This window comes from Pseudomonas sp. H9, from assembly GCF_004353925.1.
Taxonomy (GTDB): Bacteria; Pseudomonadota; Gammaproteobacteria; order Pseudomonadales; family Pseudomonadaceae; genus Aquipseudomonas.
In genome coordinates this window covers 64,023-81,664 of record NZ_SMOK01000016.1, presented here as the reverse complement: position 1 = coordinate 81,664, position 17,642 = coordinate 64,023, and the positions used below count along the sequence as shown (strand labels likewise).

16 protein-coding genes are annotated in these 17,642 nt (G+C 60.8%); 13 read left to right on the top strand and 3 right to left on the bottom strand.

The window, feature by feature from the left end:
* Positions 1–9 precede the first annotated feature (9 nt).
* Positions 10–918, bottom strand: coding sequence for a LysR family transcriptional regulator (locus E1573_RS13755; protein WP_133214525.1), 909 nt, complete (start codon positions 916–918; stop codon positions 10–12).
* Positions 919–1,018: 100 nt separating this feature from the next.
* Between E1573_RS13755 and E1573_RS13750 the strand changes: the two genes are divergently transcribed.
* The 6 genes from E1573_RS13750 to E1573_RS13725 all read left to right on the top strand — a co-directional run bounded on the left by E1573_RS13750 (position 1,019) and on the right by E1573_RS13725 (position 6,846).
* The gene (locus tag E1573_RS13750) at positions 1,019–2,092 is read left to right on the top strand and encodes an SDR family oxidoreductase (RefSeq protein ID WP_133214523.1); all 1,074 of its coding nucleotides are present in this window, start codon (positions 1,019–1,021) and stop codon (positions 2,090–2,092) included.
* Between the two features lie 106 nt (positions 2,093–2,198).
* Entirely contained in the window at positions 2,199–2,699 is a 501-nt protein-coding gene (locus E1573_RS13745) for a GNAT family N-acetyltransferase (RefSeq protein ID WP_133214591.1), read from the top strand.
* 196 nt (positions 2,700–2,895) lie between these two features.
* Positions 2,896–3,720 carry an aspartate/glutamate racemase family protein gene (locus tag E1573_RS13740; protein ID WP_133214521.1) on the top strand — a complete coding sequence of 275 codons (825 nt, stop codon included), beginning with the start codon at positions 2,896–2,898 and terminating at the stop codon, positions 3,718–3,720.
* Positions 3,717–5,102, top strand: coding sequence for an FAD-dependent oxidoreductase (locus E1573_RS13735; RefSeq protein WP_133214519.1), 1,386 nt, complete (start codon positions 3,717–3,719; stop codon positions 5,100–5,102). The genes E1573_RS13740 and E1573_RS13735 overlap by 4 nt, the downstream gene beginning before the upstream one ends.
* A complete protein-coding gene (locus tag E1573_RS13730) occupies positions 5,099–5,887 on the top strand; it encodes an electron transfer flavoprotein subunit beta (protein WP_133214517.1) in 789 nt (262 codons plus the stop codon). The genes E1573_RS13735 and E1573_RS13730 overlap by 4 nt, the downstream gene beginning before the upstream one ends.
* On the top strand, positions 5,884–6,846 hold the full coding sequence (locus E1573_RS13725; RefSeq protein WP_133214515.1) for an electron transfer flavoprotein subunit alpha/FixB family protein: 963 nt from the start codon (positions 5,884–5,886) through the stop codon (positions 6,844–6,846). Before E1573_RS13730 ends, E1573_RS13725 begins: the two co-directional genes overlap by 4 nt.
* A 67-nt stretch (positions 6,847–6,913) precedes the next feature.
* Here the strand turns inward: E1573_RS13725 and E1573_RS13720 are convergent, their stop codons facing one another.
* Positions 6,914–7,855, bottom strand: a complete 942-nt coding sequence (locus E1573_RS13720; protein WP_133214513.1) for a LysR family transcriptional regulator — start codon at positions 7,853–7,855, stop codon at positions 6,914–6,916.
* Positions 7,856–7,952: 97 nt separating this feature from the next.
* On the opposite strand from E1573_RS13720, the gene E1573_RS13715 reads away from it, so the two are divergent.
* Genes E1573_RS13715 through E1573_RS13705 form a run of 3 tightly spaced genes read left to right on the top strand, consistent with a single transcriptional unit; the run spans position 7,953 to position 10,733 of the window.
* Positions 7,953–9,407 carry an FAD-dependent oxidoreductase gene (locus E1573_RS13715; RefSeq protein ID WP_133214511.1) on the top strand — a complete coding sequence of 485 codons (1,455 nt, stop codon included), beginning with the start codon at positions 7,953–7,955 and terminating at the stop codon, positions 9,405–9,407.
* Positions 9,404–10,135 (top strand): SDR family NAD(P)-dependent oxidoreductase, encoded by a 732-nt coding sequence (locus tag E1573_RS13710; protein ID WP_133214509.1) that lies wholly within the window; start codon positions 9,404–9,406, stop codon positions 10,133–10,135. Before E1573_RS13715 ends, E1573_RS13710 begins: the two co-directional genes overlap by 4 nt.
* A 19-nt stretch (positions 10,136–10,154) precedes the next feature.
* Positions 10,155–10,733, top strand: a complete 579-nt coding sequence (locus tag E1573_RS13705; protein WP_256659533.1) for a cysteine hydrolase family protein — start codon at positions 10,155–10,157, stop codon at positions 10,731–10,733.
* An 88-nt stretch (positions 10,734–10,821) separates the two neighbouring features.
* On the opposite strand, the gene E1573_RS13700 is transcribed toward E1573_RS13705, so the two are convergent.
* Positions 10,822–12,666, bottom strand: coding sequence for a sigma-54-dependent Fis family transcriptional regulator (locus E1573_RS13700; RefSeq protein WP_133214505.1), 1,845 nt, complete (start codon positions 12,664–12,666; stop codon positions 10,822–10,824).
* Positions 12,667–13,082: 416 nt separating this feature from the next.
* Between E1573_RS13700 and E1573_RS13695 the strand changes: the two genes are divergently transcribed.
* The 4 genes from E1573_RS13695 (at position 13,083) to E1573_RS13680 (ending at position 17,637) form a co-directional block, all read left to right on the top strand.
* Positions 13,083–13,973, top strand: coding sequence for a VOC family protein (locus E1573_RS13695; RefSeq protein ID WP_133214503.1), 891 nt, complete (start codon positions 13,083–13,085; stop codon positions 13,971–13,973).
* A gap of 79 nt (positions 13,974–14,052) precedes the next feature.
* A complete protein-coding gene (locus E1573_RS13690; RefSeq protein ID WP_256659532.1) occupies positions 14,053–14,571 on the top strand; it encodes a flavin reductase family protein in 519 nt (172 codons plus the stop codon).
* A 57-nt stretch (positions 14,572–14,628) separates the two neighbouring features.
* Positions 14,629–15,849 (top strand): acyl-CoA dehydrogenase family protein, encoded by a 1,221-nt coding sequence (locus E1573_RS13685; RefSeq protein WP_133214499.1) that lies wholly within the window; start codon positions 14,629–14,631, stop codon positions 15,847–15,849.
* 111 nt (positions 15,850–15,960) lie between these two features.
* Positions 15,961–17,637 (top strand): DUF1302 domain-containing protein, encoded by a 1,677-nt coding sequence (locus E1573_RS13680; RefSeq protein WP_133214497.1) that lies wholly within the window; start codon positions 15,961–15,963, stop codon positions 17,635–17,637.
* Positions 17,638–17,642: the final 5 nt, after the last annotated feature.

The following is a 17,642-nucleotide window of genomic DNA, read 5'->3' as shown; positions in this document are numbered from 1 at the left end:
CCTACAGGTTCAAGGTGCTGCGATGTTCAATTCACTGAGCACCGCCAACAGTGCATCGACCTTGGGCAGCAGCTGTTTGCGCCTTGGCCACACCAATGTCAGCCCCAGGCCTGCGGGCTGTAGCTGCGGAAGAATGATTTCCAGTTCACCACGCTTGAGTTGTTCGTGGATCAGCCAGGTGGGCATTTGTGCCACGCCCAATCCGGCACAAACCGCCTGCACCTGCGCATCGACGTCACCCAACGCCATGCGGTAGGGCACCGTTCGCCAGCTTGCATGACCATCGTCAGTGGTGAATTGCCAAGGCTTGGTGCTGCCATCAACGCGCTCATAGAGGATTGCACGGTGCTGCAGAAGCTCATCCACATGCTCTGGTTTACCCGCTTCGGCCAGGTAGGCCGGGGAGGCGCAGAACGCCATGACTTCACGGCCAAGGTGGCGACAGCCCAGTGACGCGGGTAGGTCATCGCTGCCGCCGATTCGCACCGCGACATCGATGCCCTCTTCAAACAGGTCAACGAAGCGGTCGGAGAAGCTCAGGCTCAACTCTACTTCCGGGTGCTGTTGGCAAAAGGGTATCAGGCGCGGCATGACACACAAACGGCCATAGGTGCTGGGCACCGCTAGCCGTAGGCGCCCGGAAGGGATGGTCCGATGCGCGGCCAGCACGGATTCCGCCTCAGCCAGCTCTTCGAGAATACGCAGGCAAGTCTGGTAATAAGCCTGCCCGGCATCGGTCAGCGCCAAGCGCCGGGTGGTGCGCTCAAGCAACGGTGACCCCAGGCGTGCTTCCAGTCGGCTGACGCTTTTACTCACCGCCGAGCCGGTCACATGCAGGTGTTCGGCTGCAGCGGTGAAACTGCCCCGTTCAACGCTGGTGACGAAAGGGATGATGTCTTTGAGCCGTTGGTCATGCATCGATTGATGAATCCAGTTCGCGAATCATGTGAATTTATGCCAGAGATGGGAACTTTATTCTCCATTAAGTTGGGCATCAAACCGATCTGGAGAAACCAACATGCAGAAAAAAGCGTTAATCGTGGGTATCAGCGGGGTGATTGGCCGGGCGCTGGCAGAGCAACTGATGCATGAGGGGTGGGCGGTGTCCGGCTTGTCGCGGGGCCGCGCAGCCGTACCGGAAGGTTGCACCGGCCTGACGGCCGACCTGATGGATGCCGCCGCCGTCAGAGAGGCGCTGCAAGCGGTCCAACCAGATGCGCTGTTCTTCAGCGTCTGGGCGCGCCAGGAGAATGAGCAAGCCAACATACGGGTCAACAGCGCCATGGTCAGGCATGTGATCGAGGCATTGGGCAACCGCCTGCAAGGCAAACACGTTGCTCTGGTTACTGGCCTGAAACACTACCTCGGCCCGTTTGAAGCCTACGGTAAAGGCGTGGTGCCGGTTACACCGTTCCGCGAAGAACAAGGGCGCCAACCGGTCGATAACTTCTATTACGCACAAGAAGACGAGCTGTTTGCCGGCGCAGAAAAATATGCGTATCGCTGGAGCGTCCATCGTCCCCATAGCATCGTCGGCTACGCCGTGGGTAACGCGATGAACATGGGGCAGACACTGGCGGTGTACGCCACCTTGTGCCGTGAGAACGGCTGGCCGTTTATTTTTCCGGGCTCTGCAGCGCAATGGAACGGTGTGTCGGATGTGACCAGTGCCAGCCTGTTGGCCGAGCAACTCGCCTGGGCAGCAGAAAGCCCGGCGGCAGCGAATGAAGATTTCAATGCGGTCAACGGCGATGTATTCCGCTGGAGCTGGCTGTGGCCTCGGCTGGCGGCGTACTTTGGCGTTCAGTGGCAAGGCTACGCGACGCAAATCAATCCGTTGGAAGGGCGCATGCAAGATGCAGACGAAGCCTGGAAAGCGATCGCCAGCCGCTATGACCTGTGCGAATCAGACATCAATAAATTGGTGTCCTGGTGGCATACCGATGCTGACCTGGGGCGGCCCATGGAGGCATTCACCGACATGAGCAAAAGCCGCAAGGCAGGTTTTACCGGCTATTGCAGCACCCTCGATGCGTTTACCCAGCTGTTCGACAGGTTGAAGCAAGAGAAGGTCATCCCGGATACTGTCTAGATAACTGACTGTAGGAGCGGGCTTGCCCCGCGATTGCGATTTGCCTGACAAACCGCAATCGCGGGGCAAGCCCGCTCCTACCGCTGTCGACGGTGGAATGCCCATGATGAATCTGACTATCCGCAACGAACAACCTGAAGATATCAAGCGCATTGCCGCACTGACAGCCGCCGCGTTTGAACATGAAGAACACTCCAGTCACACCGAGCACCACATTGTCGACGCCCTGCGCCGCGCCGGGCAGTTGACGGTTTCGCTGGTGGCTGTGGAGCAGGGGGAAATCGTTGGCCACGTCGCGATTTCCCCGGTTACGGTGTCGAGCGGTGCAAGCGGTTGGTACGGGCTTGGCCCTATCTCGGTGTGGCCCGACCACCAAGGCCAGGGCATTGGTTCAGCCTTGATGAACGCTGCGCTGGCTCAGTTGCAAGGCCAGGGCGCGGAGGGTTGTGTGGTACTGGGGGAGCCTGGCTATTACGGGCGCTTCGGTTTCCAGGCGCAAAGCGGTCTGGTGTTGCCTGGAGTGCCCCAGGAATATTTCCAGGCACTGTCTTTTGGCGGTGACATTCCTGCAGGCACCGTTCACTACCATGAGGCCTTCAACGCCTGACCGAGGGTAGGAGCGGGCTTGCCCCGCGATTGCGGTTTGCCAGCCACATCGCATCGCGGGGCAAGCCCGCTCCTACAGTAAACCTGCTCCCACTGTGCAGTTTTGCTGAAAAGCCCGTTCACCGCGCCTGCCTACTCAGGCTCAGGACGCTCTGCTGATAATCCCTCATCGAATGGCGTTTGCATGAGGGCTACTGATGAGCATGCGTATCTGGCATCAAAGTTTTACTGTTCTGAGCGATCTGGGGGCTTACGACGAGGCATTGCGTAGCCACTTTCGCAAGGTCGCCCGCCCGGGCACCGAGATCCATCTGCATGGCATGCGTGAAGGCACGTACCGCAGTCATTACCCCGGTGACGACATCAAGTACGCGGCCCTGCAATACCTGCATGGCCTGCAGTTCATCGCCGCGGGCATCAATGCTCAGGAGCAGGGCTTTGATGCCTACGCCATCAGCACGCTACCGGAGCCAGCGCTCAAAGAAACCCGCAGCCTGTTAGACATCCCGGTGGTGGGCTATGGCGAGTCGGCCATGCTCACGGCCTGCATGCTCGGTCGTACCTTCGGCGTGTTGGTGTTCATTGATGAGCTGGCCGAGCTGGTCACGGAAAACGCCGCACGTCATGGCCTGGCGTCGCGCTTGAGCGGTGTTCGTCACGTCGGCTTTCGTTTTGCCGATGTGCTGGCAGCGTTCGATGACCCAACGGCGCTGATCGAACGCTTCACCCTGGCCGCCCGTGAGCTGATTGCCCAAGGCGCCGAGGTGATCATTCCCGGTGAAGCACCGCTGAATGTCTTGCTGGCCACCCACGGCATCAACCAGGTCGACGGCGTACCGGTACTCGACTCGCTGGGGGCTTGGGTCAAGCAGGCCGAGGCCATGGTCGATCTACGTCGTGCCAACGGTACGCGCACCTGCAAACGCGGCTATTTCTCCGCGCAGGCGTCACCGCAGCGGGTGCGTGAGCTGTTCGCATTCTATGGCCTGGATGCGTTTCTGCAGACGGGAGCTCAGGCATGAAATGCGTTGAATGTGATCTGTTGGTGATTGGTGGCGGCCTGGCCGGTTTCTCTGCCGCTCTGGCGGCGGCTCAAGCCGGGTTTAAAGTGGTGGTGTTGGAAAAGACCGGACAAACCGGTGGTTCTTCGGCCATGAGCGGTGGCTGCCTGGCGTTTGCCGGCACCGATCTGCAGTTGGCGCATGGTATCGACGACTCGCCTGAGTTGCTCTGTGAAGACCTGCTCGACGTCGGCAAAGGCGAGTGCGACGAGGCACTGGTCAGGCTCTACAGCGATCATCAGCTCAGCACCTATCAGTGGCTCAAGGCCAATGGCGTAGTGTTCGCCGATGTGATCGAAGCGGCGTCCGGGCAATCGGTGCCACGGGTACATAACGTCGACCCGGCTGACATGGTGCGTCAGTTGCAACGTGCTGCGCAGGCCACCGGCAAGGTCGATGTCTGGTTGCACAGCCGCGCGCGTCGTTTGTTGCGCAAGGACGCTGGGCGGGTCAGTGGTGCTCTGGTTGAACGCCAGGGCGAGGCGGTCGAGGTCTTCGCGCGCCGCGCCGTGCTGTTGGCCAGCGGCGGCTTCGTTCAGGACCGCGCGCTGATCCACCGCTTTGTGCCGCAGTACGACAACGCGGTGTTTATTGGCGGCGAGGGCAACGAAGGCGACGGCCTGCGCATGGCTTGGGCGCTGGGCGCCGATGTACGCGATCTGCCGTATATCAAGGGCACCTTCGGCAAGCACCCGCTGGATGAGCACAATCACCATGCTTGCCTGGCGGTGTACAAAGGGGCGATTGCGGTGAATCAGGACGGTCGGCGTTTCGTCGATGAGTCGCAGTCGTACAAGTTGCTGGGCGATGCGGTCATGCAACAACCCTTCGGTGTGGGCTATCAGATCCTCGATCAGGCGATCATGCACAGCGGCGATAACCAGGTGCGTATTCTCGACTTCACCCGTCGGCTTGAAGAGGGCCTGTTTGTCGAAGCGCAAACCCTGGAGCAGTTGGCACGACTGATCGAAGTGCCCGAGGAGGTGCTGCTGGCCGAGGTCAACGCCTATAACGACGCGGTAGGCCAAGGTCATGCGCCGACATTTGGGCGCAAGCATCTGGTCCACCAGCATGGCGCCCTGTGCACCATCGAGCATCCACCGTTCTATGCCTATCCCTCGACCGCCGCCGTGTTCGGCACCTACTGCGGAGTGGTCGTGGATAACCAGCTGCGCGTGCTGGATGTATTCGGTGAGCCGATTGCCGGTTTGCTCGCCGCTGGCGAGATGATCGGCGGCTTCCATGGCGCTGCCTATATGACCGGCTCTGCGCTGGGCAAGGCTGCGGTGTTCGGGCGCTTGGCCGGTACACGGCTGGGCGATGCGAGCGAGGGCCGGCCATGAACATTCTGGTACTGCTGGCGGGCGTGGCCGATATTCGTTTCCCGCTGCACCCGATCAGCTTGGACGGCAACGCGCAAGTGCACGAGCAGGGCACGCCGCGGCGAGTGCTCAGCCCCTTCGACGAAGCAGCGTTGGAAGTGGCGCTGAAGCTACGCGACGCCCAACCCGACACGCAGGTAGACGTATTGCTGCTGGACGGCCCTAACAGCGAAAACCTGTTGCGTACGGTTGCCGCGTTTCGTCCGAACAGCGTGCGTTGCCTGGCGCTACAACCTGCGCGGCTATGGGATGCACGCTTTACGGCAGCACAACTGGTCGACGTGATTATGCGGGAATACCCCAACCATGCCTTGGTGCTGTTGGGCCGTGAACTGGGTGATCTGGATGAAGGCAGTATCGCGCCTTTGCTGGCCTGCCGACTGAGCCGGCCACTGTTTGCCATGGCGCAATACGGACAATGGCAGGAACAAGGTTTGTGGCTGATGCGTGAGCGTGGCACCTGTGAAGAAGGCTTGCAGGTTGATCAGCCGGTGGTCGCCAGCATCACCAACGACCGACGCAACAAACTGCGCCACCCGCTGCTGAAAAATGTCATGGAGGCCAAGCGCATGAGCTTCGCTCGCGTGGTTGCCGAGGCAGCTGAACGCCTCGGTTTGGTGCTGACCGATCTGCACGTTGCCCCGGTGAGTGCTCGTGGTGGGCAGTGCCAACTGCTGGAAGGTGACGAAGCGCATAAAGCCCAGGCACTGGTCGATTGGTTGAAAGCGCAAGGAGTCATGGTATGAGCAAGTTGGTCGTTGTAATCCCGCAAGCCTGGGGTGATCAGGCGCTGGAGGCGACCTTGGCGGCGGCGCAACAGGTCAACGCCAATCAAGGCTTCGCCGCCGTATTGCTCGGCAGCCAGGCGAGTGCCGCGGATGCCGACGTGGCTTCGCGGGCAGGGGCCTCAGCGGTCTATCAGGCGCTGCACCCGGGTCTTGAGCAAACGGATGAAGCGCAGGTGCTGCTGGCGGCTGCTTGCGAGGCGTTGCGCAGCATCCCGCAAACCGGCGGTGAGCTGTCGCTGGTGCTGTTGCCGCCGGGGCCGCAAGGCGAAGAGCTGGCCGCGCTGCTGGCCGATCAACTCGACGGTCAGGCACTGGGGCGTTGTGTGGCCCTGCGCGTTGAGAACGACACGGTGCATGCCGAACGTGCGGCGTGGGGTGGGCGCATGCGTCTCAATCTACAGGTCAGCGCCGGGCCGGTGTTTGCCTGTCTGCGCGGCGGTCGGGTCGCCTTGAGCAGCGCCGGGCAGGCTCATCGGTTTAGCCTCGAACTGCACAGCACCTTGCGCAAGCGGCTGACCGTGGTGGCGAAGGAAAGCGGCCAGCGCTTGCCGCCGCTGGAAGGGGCCCGTCTGGTGGTGTCCGGCGGGCGCGGGGTCAACGAACACGGCTTCGCGTTGCTGGAGACGCTGGCGCTGGGCCTGGGCGGTACGCTCGGTGGCAGCTTGCCCGCCGTCGATGCCGGGATGGTGCCGGTGTTGCGTCAGGTGGGGGTGTCCGGCAAGTTTGTCAGCCCGCGCATCTACCTGGCGGTGGGTATCTCCGGCACCTTGCAGCACTTGGCCGGAGTCAGTCCGGACAGCAGCATCGTGGCGATAAACCCGGACCCGGAAGCCGACATCTTCAAGGTTGCTACGGTCGGCATTGTCGCGCCCTGGGAGTCAATGTTACCGGCCCTGTTGACCCACTTGAACGCCTAACGCCACAGTCCTTGATGAACAATGCCAGGCCCCTGTCGGTGGTCTGGCATTGTGCTGTCTAGCGCCGTCAGCGTCGCCCTTGGCGAACTTCGATGCTCTGGCCGTGAGCTGGGCGGCGCTGCGCATCCAGGGTGTCGAGCATGAACGCGATGAAGGCGCGGGTCCGCGGCGCGACATAACGCGCTTTGGGGGTGACGGTGTAGAAGTTGCGCGTGCTTGTGCGCCATTCACCGAACAACTCCACCAGTTGGCCACTGCGGATCAAACTGTTGACGAACACATCAAGCACATAGATCACACCTTGGTCGGCCAACGCCGCCTGGATCAGTGCGTCTGAGTTGTTGAAGTGCAAGCTGCCTGCCGGGGTGAGCTGTTGGTGTTCGCCGTCGCGTTCGAACGTCCAGTCGGACACGGTGTAGCGCCCGGCACCGAAGATGCCCAGGCAATGCACCGGGTTCAAGTCGTGCGGCAACGCCGGCGTGCCGATGCGCTGCAGCAACGCAGGGGTAGCACAGGCCACGTAATGGGCTTGATACAGCGGGCGGGCGACCAGGTCGGCGTCGTTGACCGAATCGATGCGAATGGCAACATCGGTGCCGGTGGCGATCAAGTCTTCGGCGTGGTCGGTCTGGCGCAAGGCCACTGACAAACCAGGGTATTGCGCCGTAAAGCTCGGTAGTACCGGGCAGATCAGCGCGCGGGCGAAGGCGGCCGGTGACTCAATGCGCAGTTGCCCACTGATCTCTCCTTGTTTTTGCCGGACCTGGGCTTCCATGTCAGCTATCTGTTGCAGCACCAGGTTGCAGTGTTCGAAGTAGCCCTGGCCCTCATCGGTCAGGCGCAGCGAACGTGTATTACGCGACAGCAGGGTTACACCCAGGTGATTCTCAAGGTTGCGCACACTGGCAGTCACGGTGGCATTGGCGATGTCCAGCGACTCGGCGGCACGGCTGAAACTGCCGCATTCGACCACCCGCACGAACACCTGCATTGCCCACAGTCGGTCCATCGGTTTTCACCTTTTTCTAAAAGCCCATTAGCTGCGCCGCGCTCGTACCTGCCGACAGCGGTTCCTATAGTACCAGCCAACAACAGAGGAACTACCTATGGCTGAGTTGAGCTTCGATTTAGTTGTGCTGGGCTGCGGTGTGGCGGGTTTGTCGGCGGCGGTTGCAGGTGCGCAGCGCGGCTTGCGTGTGGCCGTGCTGGAGCGCGCGACCCGCGAAGAGCGTGGCGGCCAGAGCCGTTTTACCGAGGCCTACCTGCGGATGAAAAGCCACAGCGAAGTGACCGATGATTTCGACACTTTCCTGGCCGAGCATTCGGGGTATTACCAAGATCCTGACTTTGTCGCCGAGACCCTGGCCGAGCGCAGTCAGTGGTCGGCGCAGACCCGCGCCTTGGGCTCGGTCGACAGCAGCGTGATCAGCACCTTCGCCGAGCAGGTGCCCGGGACCATCGAGTGGTTGAAGGATAACGGGGTGAAGTTCGACTTTCTGCCGACTCAGTTCCTCACCAGCACCCAACCGCGCCTGTTGCCGGTCGGCGGTGGTGAAGCGATCGTCGAGGCGTTGGCGAGCAAGGCCGAGAGCCTGGGCGCGGAGTTTTTCTACGAAACCAGCGGTCGTCAGTTACTGACCGAGGGCTTTACCCGTGTCAGCGGTATTCGGGCGCTGTCACGCGAACATGGCGACCTGGTGTTTCGAGGCGCGGTGGTGCTGGCCAGTGGTGGCTTTGAAGGCAACAGCGAAATGCTCAGCCGCTACCTGGGGCCTCGCTCGGTGTTCTTGCGTCCGGTGTGCAAAGGCGCTTACTACAACCGTGGCGAAGGTATCCAGATGGCCCTGGACGTGGGCGCCGCCCCCAGCGGCGAATACGGCAGTTACCACGCCGAGCCGGTAGACCCGCGTTCGGGGATCTCCGAGCCCTCGGTGTTTGTTTTTCCCTACGGCATTCTGGTCAACAAGCAAGGCCTGCGCTTTACCGATGAAGCACCGGGCACCGTAGATGCCTGGTACGAGCGGGTGACGCGACAGATCTACCAGCAGGAGGAGGGCATTGCCTGGGTGATCCTCGACCAGAAGGTCAAGGAGGTGCCCAACTACCGCCTGGCGATTCGTACCGACCAGCCGGCGATTGAAGGCGCGACACTCGCCGAGCTGGCGGCAAAACTCGGCCTCTCGGCGACGGCCTTGCAAGCCACCGTGACGGGCTACAACGCCGCTTGCCGTCCAGGTACTTATCAGCCGCTGCAACTGGATGGCGTCGCCACCGAAGGCTTGCTGCCGCCGAAAAGCAACTGGGCATTGCCGCTGGATACCGGGCCGTATCTTGCCTACCCGATCATCTCCGCCAACGTCTTCACCTTTGGCGGCCTGAAGGTGGATGAGCACGCCCAAGTGATCAACTGCGACGGCAATCCGATTGCAAACCTCTACGCCAGCGGCGAGACCGTCGGCCTGTATTTTGGCAACTACGCCGGCGGTACCTCGGTGCTCAAGGGCCTGGTGTTTGGCCGCTTGGCCGGTGAAGCAGTGGCTCGTCAGCGGGGCCTGCAATGAACGTTGTGGTGGTCACCGGGGCAGGGGGCGCTATCGGTCGCGCCGTGTGCAAGCAACTGCTCGCTGAGGGGTATCAGGTGGCGGCGCTGGATCTGGCCGAGCCGCAGGAGCTGAGCGCAAACATGCGTTATTTCCCCTGTGATGTGGCCTCACGCAGCGCCGTGCGCGACGTGGTCGAGGACATCGAAGATCACCTCGGGCCGATCACCGCGCTGGTCAACGTCGCGGGCGTGCTGTCTACCGGTTCCGCGTTGGACCTCAAGGTCTCTGAGTTCGAGCGGGTCATGCGTGTAAACGTGCTCGGCACCTTGATTCCCTGTCAGTTGATCGGCCAGCTGATGGCCGAGCGCAAGCGCGGCAGCATCGTCAACATCGGTTCAGTGGTCGGCAAGAACGGTGGCAATGCCCGACCTTGGCTGGACGTCAGTGAGCAGGCCAGGGCTGGCAGTGTGGTGTATGGCATGTCGAAGTCGGCGGTACATACCTTGACCCTGTTTCTGGCCAAGGAACTGGCCCGCGCCGGGGTGCGGGTCAATGCGGTGGCACCGGGCCCGATTGCCACGCAAATGACCGATGCGTTTCCAGACAACCTGCGCGCCCTGATCCCCTTGGGGCGGATGGGGCGCGCCTCGGAAGTAGCGGCCGCCGTCAGTTTCATGCTGTCGGACAAGGCCGGTTTTATCAGCGGGGAAATCCTCGACGTCAACGGCGCACTGTGGTGCGACTGAATCGCGCATAAGGAACAACATGATGAAAAGTATTTACCTGGTTCTGGACATGCAAAACGACCTGGTACACCCCGACGGTGCCAGCGGCAAAGGCCCGCTGGGTGAACAGGTGCGCAGCCGCGAAGTGATTGCCCGCACCGCCGCAGCGATTGCCAAGGCGCGTAGCAAAGGCATTGCGGTCGCTTTCGTTCGAGTGGCGTTTTCCGATGATCACCGCGAAGCCAATCCGGCTTCTCAGGTATTTGGCCCGATTGCCAAAAACGGCATCCTGAAAAAAGACGCCTGGGGTGGCGCGGTGCATGATGACCTGGCGCCATTGGCGCACGAGTGGGACATCGTCAAACACCGGGTTTCGCCGTTCTATGCCACACGCCTTGAGCTGTTGCTGCGCCGCGAAGGTATCGAGCGCATTTATTGCAGCGGCGTAAGCACCCAGGCCGTGGTTCAAGCCACAGTGCGTGATGCCCATGACCGTGACTTTGACGTCGTGGTGCTGGAGGATTGCTGTGCTTCGCCATCGGCGCAGGAGCACGACAACTCCATGGCCAGCATCGCCCGGTTCTGCACCCGCATCAACTCGGCCAACGCTTTCGATTGACCTCCGTCGGTAGGAGCGGGCTTGCCCCGCGATTGCGGTATGTCTGCCACATCGCATCGCGGGGCAAGCCCGCTCCTGCCGGAGGTATTCATTCGTCCTGCGAGACCTTCTTCAGCCGGTAATCGAGTTGTGCGCGGCTCAAGCCCAATAGGGTGGCAGCCCGCGAGATGTTGTTATCGCTCAATTGCATGGCCACTTCGATGTAGATCGCTTCAATCTCACTTAACCGCACCGGCCCACGTTGCAAGGTGCGCTGCGCCACGGCCAGTAGTTGGTCATGGCTGGCGTTTTCCTGCTGCGCGGCGGCCACGCTCGGCGGGTTGGCGTCGGGCATGCGAATGCCAATGGCCGGGCCTGCGTCCCAACTGACGGTGCCGATGCGCTCGAGTTGCCCGCCCAGGGCATCAAGGCCAGACAGGTGGCGCAGGTCGAGCAGGTCGCCGTCATCGGCAAGGATCACCGCGCGTTCGATGACGTTTTCGAATTCGCGAATGTTACCAGGCCAGTGGTAGTCGAGAATGGTCTGCAAGGCACGCGGGGTGATGCCCGCAATCTGACGACCATGCAGGGCGCTGAGCTTGCGCATGATGGCGTCGAGCAACAAGGGCAAGTCATCTTTACGCTCACGCAGCGGTGCGATGGTGATCGGGAAAACGTTGAGGCGGTAAAACAGGTCGGCACGGAAGTGCCCAGCTTTGACCGCTTTGGCCAAGTCTTCGTTGGTTGCGGCGATCACTCGCACATCGACTTTGATAGTCTTGTTGCTACCCAGGCGCTCCAGATCACCACTTTGCAACACGCGCAGCAGCTTGCCCTGTGCGGTCATGCTCAGGGTGGCCACTTCATCGAGGAAAATGGTGCCGCCATGCGCCGCTTCAAAACGCCCGGCACGCGGCTCGCTGGCCCCTGAGTAGGCGCCGCGCTGCACGCCGAACAGTTCTGATTCGATCAGTTGCTCCGGAATGGCCGCGCAGTTGATTTCAACAAATGGCATGTGCGCGCGCAGGCTGTTGGTGTGCAACTCGTGGGCGAACATGGTTTTACCCACGCCACTCTCACCCAACAGCAGTACCGTGGCATTGGTTCCGGCCACCCGCAAGATCTTGTGCATGGAGATGTGGTAGGCGGCCGAGCTGCCGATCGGACGATCGAGGTCGGCTGTCACTGGCTGGCTTTCTTCCAGGCCAAAGGGCGAAGGGGCGCGGGCGCTGATCACCGGCTTGCTGGCTTTGGGGGGCTGGGTCCGGCCGTGGTCGGTGACCCGTGGCTGGAAGTACTTGAGGTCGTGCTCGGTGTCTGGCCAGTCTTCGACCGGCTTGACGATGATCCGGCAATCATTGTGCCCGCAGCCCTGGCATTCAAGCTCGCGCGCCAGCATCCGCCGCCCCAGCAGGCGGCTCATGAAGCCTGAGCAGTAGCCCACTTCCATCCAGCAGATCGGGTCGGGGCTGACGCCGTTGGCGGCAATGTGTACATCGCTTTCTACCGAGCGCTTCCAGGTAAACTCGCCGTACTTGAAACCCTTGGCCGGATCGAATTCGATGCACACCGGCGACACTTCAAGGATGCCCGACAAGGCATGCAATTGACCGCCTGCCGCTGCGACATCCAGCTCATTGCCGGCGCCACGCGCCTGGATCGCCAGGTCGGCATCGCGTTGCCCGGTCAGGTAGCCAACCCGGGTCATCAGGCCGCGGGTGAACTCCACGCCATTACTTTCCAGCAGTTCCTGGCGCAGGGCCCCGAACGCTTCGACGTGCATCAGCATCATGCGTTTGTCGCCGAGCCAGATCAGACCTTCCTTTGGGTTGAAATACAGGCGATCGACCAGGTCCTGCATGTCGGGAAAACGCAGGTCGGTGATGATTTTGATGCCATGTCGATTTCGCGTCTGCTGAGCACGTTGCTCATCGTCAGTTGTGGCAATAGTCATGGGAGAGGCCTGATTTATTGTTGTGTTGCTTGATTAGCAAACAGAGTGCCAGGGACCGCTGGGTTCAGTGCCATCTGTCGATCTCCCGCCTTTGTTGAGGCTGGCGTCTGGGGCATCAAAGTACCCACTAAACGTGACGGCGCAAAGTCATGATTGCTGAAGCGCGATTTCACCAAATCCTTAAATGAATTTCAGGGATTCTGAAAATTCGTAAATCCCGCCAAGGCGTTGCGGCACGCAGTTTTTTCCTTTTGTCATCCTGCTGAATTTTTAACTTATTGTATTTAAACGATAAAAAATTCGAATGTGACCTTTTTCAAAGGCTGGCACAGCCCTTGCTCTTGTCCTTGTACACGCTGCGCTACAGGTCATCGACCAAAGCGCAGAACAACAAAAACAAGATGAGGTGCAAACAAGTGGCAGAAATTCACGCGTTAGCCTACGCAGGTTTCGGCGTCAGCGACCTCGATAAATGGCAGTGGCTGGCCACTGAAATTATCGGCATGCAGGTTGCCCAGCGTGATGCGCAAGGCATGACCTTGCGCATGGACGAGTACGCCCAGCGGTTCTTCCTTGAACAAAACCCGATCGACGACATTCTGGTGGCCGGCTGGCAGTTTCGTTCCGAGCAAGACCTGGAGCAGTACGTGGCCGAGTTGCGCGAGAAGGGTGTTGCGGTCGAGCAATTGTCTGATGAGCTGCTGGCGCGGCGCAAAGTCGAGAAGGCCTACAGCTGCCAGGACCCGAACGGCTTCAGCCATGAGTTTTTCTTCGGCCACCGTGAGGCGGGCCTGAACGACGTGTTCCGTTCCAAGGTGCTCAAAGGTGGCTTTGTCACAGGCGACCTGGGCATCGGCCATATCCTGCCCTTTGCCAAGAACGGCCCGCAAACCGTGAACTTCTACAAGGATGTATTGAAGCTGCGCATCAGCGATTACATCCGCGAAGAAGTCAAACCCGGGATGGTGGTGGACGCGACGTTCTTCCATACCGCCACTGGCCGTCACCACTCCATTGCCACCGCCCAGGCGCCGACGCCGAAAGTCCTCAACCATTTCATGGTCCAGGTGCAGAACATGGATGACGTCGGCCTGGCCTACGACCGCTGCATCAAGGCCGGGGTGCCGATCATCCTTGAACTGGGGCATCACCCGAACGACAAAACCTTCTCGTTCTATGCCCAGACCCCGTCGGGTTTCAACTTCGAAATGGGTTGGGGCGGCTTGGTGATCGACGACCAGAACTGGGAAGTGAAAGCCTTCGACAAGATGAGCGACTGGGGTCACAAGCGCAACATCGTGCTCTGAGTATTCGCCCGCCACAGGCAACAAGGGCACCCCGTGCCCGCGACACAGTGAGGTTTCCCCGATGTTAAACGCCATTTCCATGAGCAGCTCATCCATGCCGCTTGCACCGCCGGTGGCCACCGCCGATTTCTGTAAGGGCATGCGCCATCTGGCCGGCGCCTGTGTGGTCATCGCCAGCGGCAACGACCGCGAAAAAGCCGGGCTGACCGCGACTGCGGTGTGTTCGATCACCGCCGATCCGCCACGCCTGTTGATCTGTGTGAACCGCAATGTCTTCGCCCATGAAGTCATCAAGCGCGCCGGGGCCTTCAGCATCAACGTGCTGGCCCATGATCAGGAGTTCATTGCCAAGCGCTTTGCCGGGATGGTCGAGGGCGTCAGCGGTGAACAGCGTTTTGCCCAAAGCAACTGGGCCGCGGGCGTCACCGGTGTGCCGCTGCTGGAAGACGCGCTGGTCAGTTTCGAATGCCGCCTGGCCGAGGTGATACCGGCCAGCACCCACGACATGTTCATCGGTGAAGTGGTGGGTATTCAGGGCGTGCAGGCGCAACAAAGCCCGCTGGTGTACTTCAACAGCCGCTTCGCTGCACTCAAGTAACGCCCTGCGGGCGACTGTCGTGCGCACACACAACAATAATCAAGAGAGCACCAAGCCATGAACCATTTCGTTACCCAGACCCACGAGCAGGACAGCCTGGCCATTCCAAGCGAAGCGCAACTGCTGGAGCGTGCCCGTGCGTTGCTGCCGATGCTGTTGGAAAAGGCCGAGTCGGTAGAAAAGAACCGCAAGGTGTCCAGCGAGACTATCAGTGCCTTCGTCAACGCCGGCTTCTTCAAGATCCTTCAGCCCAAACAGTACGGCGGCTGGGAAATGAACCCGGCGGTGTTCTACAAAGTGCTGATGGAGCTGGGCCGTGGCTGCTGCAGCAGTGCCTGGAACATGATGATTCTCGGCATTCACCAGTGGGAATACGGCTCGTTGCCCGAGCAAGCCTGCCTGGATGCCTGGTCGGAAGACAACACGGTCATCACCGCCTCATCCTACCCACCATTCGGCAAGGTCGAAGAAGTCGAGGGCGGCTTCAACATCAGCGGTACCTGGAAAACTTCCAGCGGTTGCGATCACGGCAAGTGGGCGTTTCTCGGCGGGCTGCGACGCGACGCCAATGGCAACGTGATTGATCGTATGTCGATGCTGGTGCCGAGCAGTGCCTGGGTCATCGAAGACGACTGGCATGTGTTCGGCCTGGCCGGCACCGGCAGCAAGAGCCTGGTAATCAAGCATGCCTTCGTGCCATATCACCGCGCCCACAGCCTGATCGAGTACAAGCACAGCGAGCGCCCGGCGCATTACCTGTACCCGTTCAACCAGATCTTCTTCGGTTCGGTGTCGGCGCTGATCGTCGGCATGGCGCAGGGCGGTATCGACGAGTACATCCGGCAGATGAGCGTGCGCACCAACACCACCGACGGTGGCGCCGCGAGCTTGAGCCCGTATGTCAAAGACCGTCTCGGCAATGCCGTGGTGCGCGTGCGTTCGGCCCGTGCCCGCTTACTGCAGATGCTCGCCGAGAGTACCGAATACGTCGAGCGTGGCGAATTGGTCCCGACCTTTGACCGCGTGCATTACATGCTCGACATCGCTCGGGTCGGCCGTGATTGCGAAGAAGCGGTGATGCTGTTGTTCAAGGCGACCTCGGCGCGCGGCATTTACCTGAACAACCCGCTGCAACGCATCCTGCGCGATGTGATCGCCGCCGCCAACCACATCACACAGAACGCCGACGATACCGCGGGCATGCTCGGCGCCTACCTGTTGGGGCAGCAACTGCCACCGATGGTGTTCGGCCTGGCGCCGGTGTCGATCCACGACTAGGTCGCTCGAACGGGAGCAGACCCGTGCGCTGCTCCCGGCAAGACCCGACCACCGGCCACGCGGTGGTGACTAACAACAATAACAAGCGGCTAACGGTCGCAGAGGTCTTTGATGTCTACACAACACACCCGAGTTCTCGGCCGCGTGCGCGAGACTGAGCAACGCTTTTGCCTGTCGCGTCTGTTTGTGGCCCTGTTGGGCTGCACGGTAGTGTCTGGCGTGCAGGCGTTTGATGTCGAAACGGGCAATCCGGATCTGAAGCTGCGCTTTGATACCAACGTTAAGTATTCCAACGCCTGGCGGGTCAAGGACCGCCAGGACAAGTTGGTGGCTGACGCCAACCTGGATGACGGTGACCGCAACTTCGACAAGGGGCTGATCTCCAATCGTCTGGACCTGTTCTCCGAATTTGACGTCTCTTACCAGAAGATAGGCGCCCGCGTCAGTGGCGCCGCCTGGTACGACGATGTGTACAACCAGGGCAACGACAACAACTCGCCGCAGACGATCAACTCGTACAGCGTGCGTTACGACCAGTTCACCAAAGACACCCGTGACTTGCATGGCCGTCAGGCCGAATTTCGCGATGCCTTTGTCTATGCCAACTACGACATTGGCGATGACATGTGGGGCGTGACGCGGGTCGGGCAGCACTCGTTGGTGTACGGCGAAAGCCTGTTCTTCGGTGGCAACGCCATTGCCGCCGGCCAGCAGCCGATTGACGCGGTGCGCGCGTTGACCGTGCCCAACTCGCAATTCAAGGAGCTGGGCCTGCCGGTCAACCAGATCTCCACCCAATTGCAGATCACCCCAACTATTTCGGTGGGCGGCTACTACCAGTTCGAGTGGGACCGTACCCGGATTCCTGGCGCGGGGAGTTATTTCAGCCCGGCCGACCTGCTCGATGAAGGCGGTGAGCGTATCGTTTTGGCGCGCCTGCCCAATGGTGTGCCGGCGGCCTCGTTCTACCGCGGCAAAGACATCGAAGCCCGCGACAGTGGCCAGTGGGGTGTGCAACTGCGCTACCGCTCCGAGGCGCTGGACACCGAGTTCGGCCTATATGCCATCAACTACCACGACAAGAACTTCCAGACCCAGGTGCGTCCGGGCGTAGGCGCCGGTGCCCGGCCTGATCAGGTCGGCGATTACATGCTGGTGTTCCCGGAAGACATTCGCGCCTATGGCTTTAGCGCCAACCGTGGCTTTGGCGATGTCAACGTCGCCTTCGAAACCTCGGTGCGTGACAACGCGCCCTTGGTCAGCCTGACCATGACCGACCTGGTCGGCAACGGCGACAACGACAGCAACCCGCTGTACGCGGTGGGCCGTACTGCGCACGCCCAGACCAGCATGATCTACATCATGCCGACCAGCACCTTCTGGGACACCGCAGCCTTGCTGGGCGAGTTGGCCTGGAACCGCCGGCTCAGTGTCGAGAAAAACCAGGAAAACCTTGACCCCAACGGCACCCGCGATGCCACCGCCATTCGCCTTGCCTTTACCCCAACGTATTTCCAGGTCTTCGATGGTGTCGACCTGAGCGTACCGATGGGGGTGAGCTACGGCATCGACGGTCGCTCTTCAGCGGTCGGTGGTTTCAGCCAGGCCAAGGGCGGTGATTACAACATCGGCCTGACCGCGGACTACCTGAAATCAGTGACCTTCACCCTGGCGTACAACGGCTACTACGGGCCCTCGGCGCCGATCAACATCAACGGCATCAAAACCTTCAAGCAAACCAATGCTGATCGGGACTTTATCTCCTTCAGCGTGTCTCACACCTTCTGAGTAAC